Origin of the sequence: Clostridium sp. UMB9555A (assembly GCF_030222355.1) — a bacterium.
GTDB lineage: Bacteria > Bacillota > Clostridia > Clostridiales > Clostridiaceae > Sarcina > Sarcina perfringens.
This window is the reverse complement of the sequence record NZ_JASORQ010000007.1, coordinates 64,020-74,044: the sequence shown is the minus strand read 5'-3', so window position 1 is coordinate 74,044 and position 10,025 is coordinate 64,020. Positions and strand designations below refer to the sequence as shown.

The 10,025-nt window shown below is 21.9% G+C and carries 8 protein-coding genes; 7 read left to right on the top strand and 1 reads right to left on the bottom strand.

The window, feature by feature from the left end; all coding sequences use genetic code 11:
- The first annotated feature begins 547 nt into the window (after window positions 1-547).
- From QP548_RS14610 to QP548_RS14600, 4 genes are all read left to right on the top strand, one after another.
- Window positions 548-1,177 (top strand): acetyltransferase, encoded by a 630-nt coding sequence (locus QP548_RS14610; protein ID WP_061426162.1) that lies wholly within the window; start codon window positions 548-550, stop codon window positions 1,175-1,177.
- Window positions 1,178-2,059: 882 nt separating this feature from the next.
- Window positions 2,060-2,329 carry a metal-sensing transcriptional repressor gene (locus QP548_RS14605; RefSeq protein WP_061426163.1) on the top strand — a complete coding sequence of 90 codons (270 nt, stop codon included), beginning with the start codon at window positions 2,060-2,062 and terminating at the stop codon, window positions 2,327-2,329.
- A gap of 1,152 nt (window positions 2,330-3,481) precedes the next feature.
- On the top strand, window positions 3,482-3,598 hold the full coding sequence (locus QP548_RS17025) for a cation transporter (RefSeq protein WP_124041387.1): 117 nt from the start codon (window positions 3,482-3,484) through the stop codon (window positions 3,596-3,598).
- 595 nt (window positions 3,599-4,193) lie between these two features.
- The gene (locus tag QP548_RS14600; RefSeq protein WP_061426164.1) at window positions 4,194-4,775 is read left to right on the top strand and encodes a hypothetical protein; all 582 of its coding nucleotides are present in this window, start codon (window positions 4,194-4,196) and stop codon (window positions 4,773-4,775) included.
- A gap of 89 nt (window positions 4,776-4,864) precedes the next feature.
- Here the strand turns inward: QP548_RS14600 and QP548_RS14595 are convergent, their stop codons facing one another.
- On the bottom strand, window positions 4,865-7,240 hold the full coding sequence (locus QP548_RS14595) for a sensor histidine kinase (protein WP_061426165.1): 2,376 nt from the start codon (window positions 7,238-7,240) through the stop codon (window positions 4,865-4,867).
- A gap of 366 nt (window positions 7,241-7,606) precedes the next feature.
- Here QP548_RS14595 and QP548_RS14590 point away from each other — a divergent pair, with 366 nt between their 5' ends.
- The 3 genes from QP548_RS14590 to QP548_RS14580 all read left to right on the top strand — a co-directional run bounded on the left by QP548_RS14590 (window position 7,607) and on the right by QP548_RS14580 (window position 10,014).
- The gene (locus tag QP548_RS14590; protein WP_061426166.1) at window positions 7,607-8,665 is read left to right on the top strand and encodes an acyltransferase family protein; all 1,059 of its coding nucleotides are present in this window, start codon (window positions 7,607-7,609) and stop codon (window positions 8,663-8,665) included.
- A gap of 100 nt (window positions 8,666-8,765) precedes the next feature.
- A complete protein-coding gene (locus QP548_RS14585) occupies window positions 8,766-8,993 on the top strand; it encodes a hypothetical protein (protein ID WP_061426167.1) in 228 nt (75 codons plus the stop codon).
- 139 nt (window positions 8,994-9,132) lie between these two features.
- Window positions 9,133-10,014, top strand: coding sequence for a hypothetical protein (locus QP548_RS14580; protein ID WP_061426168.1), 882 nt, complete (start codon window positions 9,133-9,135; stop codon window positions 10,012-10,014).
- Window positions 10,015-10,025 lie beyond the last annotated feature (11 nt).

The following is a 10,025-nucleotide window of genomic DNA, read 5'->3' as shown; positions in this document are numbered from 1 at the left end:
AGTCGGTAGAGCAGAGGACTGAAAATCCTCGTGTCGCTGGTTCGATTCCTGCTCGAGCCACCAAAAGCTTAGTGAATAATTCACTAAGCTTTTTTTATGCAATTAAATGGTAATTTGAAGTTATACTTATTAATACTATAATTAAGGTTATAATTAAAATTAATTTTTAATATGAAAAAGTAAAAGGAATATTTATAAAATTTATTTAAATAAATTTTATAAATATTCCTTTTTAAATTTTAAATCCACAATAAGTAGTTTCTTAGTTCCTAAAAACAAAAGGGGAAGTTATTAAGGATATATTATTGGGGAAGTATCATTAATTATTTTAAAACTAAGAATTGCTCTACTTATTAATCGTGGATATTTTAATTATGGACAAATGTCAGATTAATATACATAAATTGTAAAAATAATTGAGAATAAATAAATATTTAAATTAATATGATTTAATAAGCTAATTAATATTTGGAATTAATATTATGTTTTAATAAATAAGAGCGTTTTAATATAGATCTTTAAATAATTAGTTTAGTGAGGTGTGTGAATGAAGGATATTGTTATAATTGGAACTGAAAACATAGGAAAAGAGGTAGTTAAAATAATAGAGGCTATAAATTCAAAAAGAAATACTTGGAATGTACTAGGATTTATAAGTTTTAAAAAAGATGAAGAAGGAAGTAATGTTGAGGGATACAATGTTCTTGGATCTATAGATTCAATGTTTAATTATTTTGAAGGTAGAAAAAAAGATAAGTTTTATTTTTTTAAGAAATTAGAAAGTCAAAATGAATTATTTACAATTATAGCAATAGACAACTGTAAATTAAAAAAAGAAATAGAAATTAAGTTAAAAAATAAAATAAAATTTGCTACTATTATTCATCCAGATGTTAGTTTTTTTAATAAACAAGAAGTTGGAGAGGGAACTGTAATATATCCAGGATTAATTGGTGTAGGGAGATTTAAGTTAGGTAAACATGTTATTTTAAAACAAAAATGTTCTTTAGGAAACAATATTGAGATAGGAGATTATTCTTTTGTATCTTTTAATAGTAATATTGATAGTAATGTAAAGATTAAAGAGGAATCTTATATTGAAGCTAACACTACAATACTAGCAAATAATAATATAGATAAAAATACTTATATAAAAGAAGGTACAATATTATATTAAAATTATAATTATATTTTAGATATAGTATTTTGTTTTAGATATAAATTAGGAGGTTCATATTAAATATAGTGTGAATCTTCTTTTATTTTTATATAATATAGATAATTATTAATATACTATATATTTAAATAGAGGTTTTTCTTTGAATTAATAAAAATGTAGAAAGAATAGAAATTATTATAAATAATATTATTAATTTTATAACTTAAAATTGTATTTTGTGATATATATTTTTTATTTTAGAATAATAATAAAGGTATTAGTCTTATAACATGAAAGACGATTTAAAATCTAAATCCTATGATAAGATAATAAGATTTGTAGTGGTATAATATTTCTAATCCAACTAAATATTCTAATGATTTTTATGGGATAGTAGCATTATTAGTGTTATAACACAATTTCAAGCAAAAAAATATCTATACCTTTGGTATAAGATAATAACATTATTATTGTTATAACAATAGATGTTTAATAAACTGGAATTACATATTAAAATAGGATAATAATATTATTAGTGTTAAAACCTTTTATGCTAATATGTATATATTTTAATAGTATAGCAAAAGTTATGTTATATTATTATGATAATTATTATTATTTTTAGAATTATTATTTTAAGTAATATACTATTTGAGAGATAGATTTATAAGAGGAACTTTTTTTGAAAAATAGGATTATAAAAGTGATTATTCTAGCAATGGATTTATAATCTGTTAAATTATTAGAAATATTTTTGATAAAATCTATTATATTAATTAAATGTTAATTATGTTCATAAAATATTCAAAAAATATGTTGACATAAAATAAGTAGAGAGTTATTATATAATTACAGACACCCAGTGGGGGTTGTATGTGAAATGTATAGGGAGCGATGAACATGAATGCAGAGAAAAAGAAAGCATTACAGTGCTTGAAGACAGCAAAAGGGCAAATTGAAGGAATAATCAGAATGATTGAAGATGAGAGATATTGCATAGATATTTCAAATCAAGTAATGGCTTCCCAAGCATTATTAAAGAAAGCTAATAAATTGATATTGCAACAACATATGCATAATTGTGTTAAGATTGCTTTCGAAAATAATGAATCTAAAGATGAAAAAATTGAAGAGATATTAAGTGTACTAAATAAGCTAATAGATAAATAAATATTATAATTTTCTAATGATGTATTTAGTTTTATTATAATATAAAGTTCTTTAAATCTGTTGTTTCTAGAGGTTCAATTTATTTTACTTGAATAGCTAAAAGCAAATTTAGGATGCTCTATATTAATAAATTATTCTAATGATTTACTTAACTTTATTAAGGTAAAATTATTTAGATCTGTTGTTTTGGGAGATTCAAATTTTTTTGTTTGAGTAGCTTAAAGCGAATTTAGAATAATTAGTTTAATATTTTTAGTTTATTTTAAATAAAAATATTATTAATCTAATGATGTGAGTTATTTTATAAATAATATAAAGTTATTTGGATCTATTGTTTTGAAGGGTTTAAAGAAATTTGTTTCTTTAAGCAATTCAAAGTGATTTTAGGTTAATAAGAGATAAATTTTTATATATTAATCATTTACTATATAAGTAATTTTATAGACAATATAAAATTACTTATAGCTGATGTTTAGAATTTTAGAATTATTTAATAAATTTAAGGTGATTTTAGAATAATGTATGCTTTTATCATAAAAAATCGACATTCTAATGATGTTTATAGCTTTATATATAGTATAAAGTTATTTAGATCTGTTGTTTTTTAGGGTTCAAAAGCTAATTTTGAGCAATTTAAAGCGAATTTAGAATTAATGAAATTTTAGATATTTTAATTTTTATTAACTTTTGATTTAAAATTAATAAAAACTAAAGGGTAGAAATTATAGAATGATTGATATAATAGTAATTAATTTTACATACTATTCTGTAGCTATTAAAAATCTGTTTAGAAAATAGAATTCAATTTCTAATGTTCATTATGCTAAAGGGAAATTAAAATTAATCTACCATAAGAATAATATAACTTTAGAATAAATATTATATGGTTAGAAGAATTAGATTATTATATAAAAATAATAATAAAGAATAAATATTAAAGTAGAAACGATATAGGTTTGGCCATTAAAAAATTTTTTTATTTGGTAAATATCCAAATAGTTTAATTTTTAATGGTAATCTTGTAGAATATACTTTAAGTTCTGAATTTGATTTGCATAAGTTTTTCTTTGAGTATATTAATAATAAAGTTAATAAATTAGAATTTAAGCTTGATAAATTAGGACATAGACTTAAAGAATATATATTTGACTTATAATAGAGAAAATAGAAAGTGCATCCTGTGCAGCAACCATTGAGAATATATTAAATAAAATGGATGGTGTAGAGAATGTAAGTTTATATTTTTTAAAAGGTTACATTCAACTATGATTCTAATAGGGTTGAAATAAGAGAGAGTAGAGAAGTTTAATAAGTTAGAATATAAGATTATAAGTCAAAGAATAAATTTTAAGAAGTTATATCAAAGAGGTATGTTTGATATAACTTCTTTTTTTATTTGATATGTAAAATATTTACAATTAAATCCAAAATGAAAGAAAATGAGATTTAATTTTATCTAATTTGAATAAATGGGCTAAAATACGATTTTATTTTTTTTAAGAAAACATATATACTAATTATATGGTAAATATTTACATAAAGAAGTCGAAAATATAAATAATATATAGGTGAAGAAATAGTAAAGTATAACTAATAATTAAAATTAGAAGCTTTATATTCATTAAGTAAGATTCATATGTAGAGTTGGTTTTTATAGAATGAGAGCTAAAATATTCATTAAGTATGATTAGTATGAATATAGTTGCAAATAATAAAATAGAAATAATATTTTTATATAGAATATGTCAGTTTTTATAAGATTATAGTTTTTATTAATTAAGTTTAAAATATGCATAATATGAGGAATATGTTAAGTTGTTATTAAAAGTAGGGTAACTATTCTTAAAATTTAGGGGGATTTAAAATGGAGAATTTATTAAAGGATTATTCCAATGAAGAGGTTTTAAAAGCACTTAAGATAGTAACTGAGTTGAAATTAGAAAGAGAACAAGGTGACTTGCCTGAATTTATTAGGGGAAGGGTTTCAGAGGTTTCTGAAGAGGATTTTGACTTAATACAAGCATACAATTATTATATGAGAGAGTTGAGAAGGGGATCAGTTCTTTTAAGTGAAGAAGAGACAGAGAAATGCGGATTTAGTAGTAGGTTAGCTATAGATGTTGAGTTAAAGGATTTAATAATTTTTTTAAATACTCAGCCGAATATAAAAACTTTATATTCTTGTTCCGGACATCAATTTGTAAGGGGACAAATAACATTTAAAGGGCTTTTAAAATTTCCCCAAGTAGATGATTTTAAAATTGAATATGCAGATGAAAGAGATGAGACCAAAGTAAGTTTTGATATACCAGAAAGAAGTTATGATTATTTAAATAAGCTAAGAAAGTTATACAATTATTTTTATTTAATCAATTATAATAATTTAAAAACATTAACTAGGGATGAGGTTAGTGCAATTAAGATAAAAGAGAATTGTACTGCATAAAAAAAGCTGTATCAATTGATACAGCTTTTTTATTTAATAAGTTTATAATTAATAAATTATTTGATAAAAGTTATGTTGATAAATATCTTTTAATTAACTTCATAAATATCAGAAAGCTCTAATTCTATATTTTTATCATCTGTTATATAATCAACTAAATTATTGCTCTCTTCTGTATAATTTAATTTTACATTTGGTAGCCATACTATAAATTCTGAACCTTTTATTCCATCACTTATAAGTTCAATTTTACCATCATGTAACTCTGCAATAGACTTTACAATACTAAGGCCTATTCCACTACCTTCATTTCTTCTTTTTAAGGATTTATCAGCTTGAACAAATCTATCAAAAATTGATGCTTGCATTTCTTTAGGTATACCAATTCCATTATCTTTTATGCTTATTTTAACCCAATCATTTGAAATATTTAAATCTACAAATATTTCACCATCATTTGGTGTGAATTTTATTGCGTTTGAAAGTAGATTAAGAATCAATCTTTCAATTTTTACAGGATCACATTTTATTATGTTTTCTTCAACATTAGTATCAAAGATTATATTAATATTCTTATTCTCAGAATGAGGAATAACTAAAGATACTATATTTTCTACAAGAAAGACTATATCTCTATTAGTAAAATCAGCTTTTAGAAATCCAACTTCAATTTTACTAACATCAATAAGATTATTTATAAGTCTAAGCATTCTATAACAATTTATCTTAAGCCCTTGTTTATATTTATCATAGAAATTAGTAAAGTCTTTAGGATCATTTTTATGTTTAGAATTTAATAACTGTATTGTAGAGTATATAATATTAAGTGGTGTTCTAAGCTCATGTGATATATTGGCGAAAAATTCATTTCGTACTTGTTCATAAGCCTTAGCTTCTTTAAACTTTATAGCTAAGTTTTCAAGTCGCTTTTTAGAGGTTAAGTTTTTCGCAACTATAACTTTTCCATAAGGAATCTCATTATTATCATTTAAAGTTCTAATTATAGATTCTACATATACAAAGGAATGTTTACCAACAAGTTTACATTTAATACTATCTTCTTCATCTTCTAGTTTTAATTGATTTAATATTTCATCATTTTTACCTAAAAGATTTATTATAGGCATTCCTAAAACTTCGTTGTATGTATAATTTAATGTTTTTAATACAGAATCATTAACATATGTAATTAAACCATTATTATCGACGCTTATTATTAAATCTTGTATATTATTATTTATACAGCTTAATAATTGTTCATTTCTTTTAATATTTTTTGTTAGTGTATATTCTTCAGTTATATCTTTTAAATTCATAGCAAAATAATTTTTATTTTCAACATTTAATATCTGAATGTAGGCATTTACTATTTTGCCATTTCTTAAAATAAGCTTACCTTCCCAGTGGCCCTTATCAAAAAGTGCTTTGGTAGCATTTTTTTCAGAGTCATCTATAAAAATAGAATCTACAAATAATTTTTCTACCTCTTTAAGTTGATCTTTTAATTTAGTTGATTTGCAGTAGCGTTCTCTTATTGTTTTGTTTGTATATATAACCTTCTTTTTATTATCATATAAAATTATAGAACTACTAGTATTAAATTCAACTAAATGATAAAAAACTTGAAGTTCATTTTGTAATAAAGAGCTTCGTTTATTTTTAGTTGTAATTTCATTAAAAACTCCACTTATAGCTAATAAAAATGATAGTATGGTAAGCAGAAGAACGACATTATTTGTTTTTAAAAGTATTAGATTTGGAAGAAGTACTTCACAAATCCAATATAAACCTCTAAGGGCTATTAGAAGAATACTAGCAATTATAAATGAATATATTAACTCACAATCATCTAAAGATTTCTTTGATAAGAATATGCAAGCGATTATATATAGGATAATAATTATAGTCATTAAAGTAGCATAAAAATAAATATCTTTAGCAAATAAGTTGTTAGAAAAAATTCTATAGTTAATCATAGGTGTTATAACTGAAAATAAAAAAACTACTATTGATGTAATTATTTTATGTTTAGTAATAAGAGGGGATATTCCTTTCTTATTAAAGGCAACATAAAAAAGCAAAATTATCCTAAATATTGCGTGAATAAAAATAAATTTATCAAATATTATTAGGTTATGTCCTTTAGTAATTAAAAGTTCTACAGATAAATTCATATATATTAAAGAGATTATAAAGAAATCATCTTTTTGGGTGCTTGAATAGTATATTAATGAACTTATGTATGCCATTGTTCCTAATATTAATGATAAACTTAATGAGAAACTTGGCATAGAATTACCAGGAATAAACTCTATATTTTTTCTAATAAGTACTTTATAGGATAAATCTATTAGCAATATAAAGAATATAGAGAAAACTATAAAAATTGATAGTTTTATTATCCTTTGAGTTTCTAATTTATTTTTATCATCATTAAAAATATGAAAAAATATTTGGTTATCCATGTTTTAAATCTCCTTAATATAAGAGTTGTTAAAATTATATTTTATAGCATATATTAGATTTTAACACAGATATATGCATATATTCACAAAAAAGTTAAAAATATAATACTAAAAATAGAATATAATTAAAAATAGTGTAATATTAGGTTATTTTTAATTATAAACTTTATATATTTAATTATAAATTCATATTGAGTTTAAATCATATTTAAAATATAAAAGTATTATATTAGATATGGTAAAAGATTAAGATATTATTTTAAAATTATAATTTTTTAAGATATCTTCATATTTATATAAATTATGGGAAATATAAATATAGGGTAATAGCTAAATTATATTAATTATTAAATTAGGAGAAATAATATGAATACTGTTTTAAAACAAAAGAAAAGATTAGATTATTTAGATATTGCAAAAGGACTTCTTATAATAAGTGTTGTATTATGTCATTCGCCTTTTGAAAATGCTTATTATCTTTATTGGTTTCATATGCCAGCCTTTTTTATAATAAGTGGTATGTTATATAAAAGAGGAATGAACATAAAAGAACAAGCAATAAAGTTTTTTATTCCTTATGCTATATTTTCATTGATAGATATTAGTTTTAATTATATTATGTATTATCATGGAAATTTTTCTTTAAGTGATTTAATACATGAAATTATTAAATATGCATATGGTGGAAAGGCAACATGGGGAGTATTTTGGTTTATACCTGTAATGTTTGTTACAAAGGTAGTATTTGATCAATTAAATAAGAGATTAACACCTAAGAAGTTAGCTTTTATGTGTATATTAAGTTATATATTAGCTCATATATATTCTATGAGTTTTATACCATCAAGTGTAACTGAGATAACTGAAAATCAATTTGTATTCTGGAATTTAGATACTGTTTTAATAACATTGCCATACTATGCATTAGGATACTACATAACTAAGTTAAATATACAAGAGGCATTTAAAAAAATTTCTACATTAATTTTATCAAGTATAGGGGTAGTAGCCATGTTTATACTAAATAGTAGTATTGGAATATATTATTACTTAAATATAAAATACTCTTACTATAAGGATCCTATTTTTGATATATTAATGCCAGTTACCATAACAATCTTTATACTTTCTTTAAGCTATCAGATTAGTAAGTTTAAGTATAAGAAATTATTTACTATAATTGGAGCTAATTCTCTTGTAATAATGTATTTACATAAACAAGTTGCAACTTTATTTATGGATGTATTTAATTTTGGATATATAATGTTCACTATAATTGGAGTGTGCTTGCCGCTCCTTATGATGGTATTAATAAATAAAAGTATTGTTAGTAAATTTTTATTTAATGGAGATCTTACTTTCTATAGAAAGATTAAAGATATTAAGGATATAGAACCAAAGGACATAATTATAGAAAATAAATAATTATTAAGGCTTAGAAAAGTTTTTCTAAGCCTTTTTTGTAATATTTAATCTTAAGGAATAATATAATCTTACAATAAGAAGTATATAATGGAGGTTATATATGTTAAGGAGAGAAAAAGCGTGTATTAAGGAGTTTTATTTAAATAATAGAAGAGGGCTAGTAGATATTAATGGGTGTGTATATTTAGATGGTAGGTATGCAGGGATTTTAAAATCAAGTGGAGTTATATATATAGAAGGAAGAAGGGGAGTTATAAAGAAGAATGGAGATATTTATTTAGAAGGTATATTAATTGGAACTTTAAATAATTATAGTATTGTATATTAATATTTTAAAAGTTATGGGATATGTAATTATTTCATAACTTTTTTATATTTTAAATGTTTTAACCTAAAAATTAAAGGTATATAATATAATAAGGTATTCACAAAATATTTATAAAATAAGTGTGAATGGAGGTGTTACCATGGCAACGGAAAGAAAGAACTTTAATAATTATAAGGAAGTATCTCTATTAATAATGTTAATTCCAATGTTATTTATTTTAATAGATACCTTAGGTAGAATGAATTCTAAAATAAATAATAAAAATTTATTTGAAATTATATTTAATGAGATATTTTTATATAGAGAAGTTATAGTTAAATTTATAATGGCCATAGTTGTTATATTTGTTATATCAAAAATAAAAATTATAAAAGAGAAATTTATACTTGGTGACTTTAAAATAATAATAGGGTACACCACACTAGGAATAATAAGTTATAAATTTTTTGGAAGTGCATATGGACTTTCTAAATCATTAGATGTATATGTTATGTGCATAATATCTATGATTTTTATATTGTCAGGAATAAGAGAGATCATGTCATCTATAGATAACATACATATTAATATTGAGGAGAAAAGTAACTTTGAAAGGTTAGTATATACAAGGGTTAAGTATTTAGGAATAATATATTTTATAATATTTGCAATATTAATAGCTATAGAAAATTTAAATAGTATAATGTCTAGTGATTTTATAGTAAGTTTAATTAGTAATTATAATCAGCATTATAATAATATGGCTAGAGTGATTTCAGTATTAGGAGTGGTTTTAATAGTAGCTCTAATACTTATAATTAAAAAATCATTTTCTAACTTAAATTTATGTTATGAAGAATATATTTACATAATAAAACATAAAACTGTTACTGAAGAGATTAAAAAAGATATAGACTTTGTTAATCTTAAAGTTGAGGCCAATAAAAAATACATTAATAATAAGTTTAAAAAGCTTGAAGATAAAAAAGCTCAAGTATTATTAAGAGGTATTTTTGATTTATTTAAAGATAACAAGCATTAAACAGTATATAT

Bases quoted from the DNA above. Each gene is read 5' to 3' on its own strand.
- QP548_RS14610 (WP_061426162.1), top strand. From the start codon at position 548: ATGAAGGATATTGTTATAATTGGAACTGAAAACATAGGAAAAGAGGTA.
- QP548_RS14605 (WP_061426163.1), top strand. From the start codon at position 2,060: ATGAATGCAGAGAAAAAGAAAGCATTACAGTGCTTGAAGACAGCAAAA.
- QP548_RS14600 (WP_061426164.1), top strand. From the start codon at position 4,194: ATGGAGAATTTATTAAAGGATTATTCCAATGAAGAGGTTTTAAAAGCA.
- QP548_RS14595 (WP_061426165.1), bottom strand. From the start codon at position 7,240: ATGGATAACCAAATATTTTTTCATATTTTTAATGATGATAAAAATAAA.
- QP548_RS14590 (WP_061426166.1), top strand. From the start codon at position 7,607: ATGAATACTGTTTTAAAACAAAAGAAAAGATTAGATTATTTAGATATT.
- QP548_RS14585 (WP_061426167.1), top strand. From the start codon at position 8,766: ATGTTAAGGAGAGAAAAAGCGTGTATTAAGGAGTTTTATTTAAATAAT.
- QP548_RS14580 (WP_061426168.1), top strand. From the start codon at position 9,133: ATGGCAACGGAAAGAAAGAACTTTAATAATTATAAGGAAGTATCTCTA.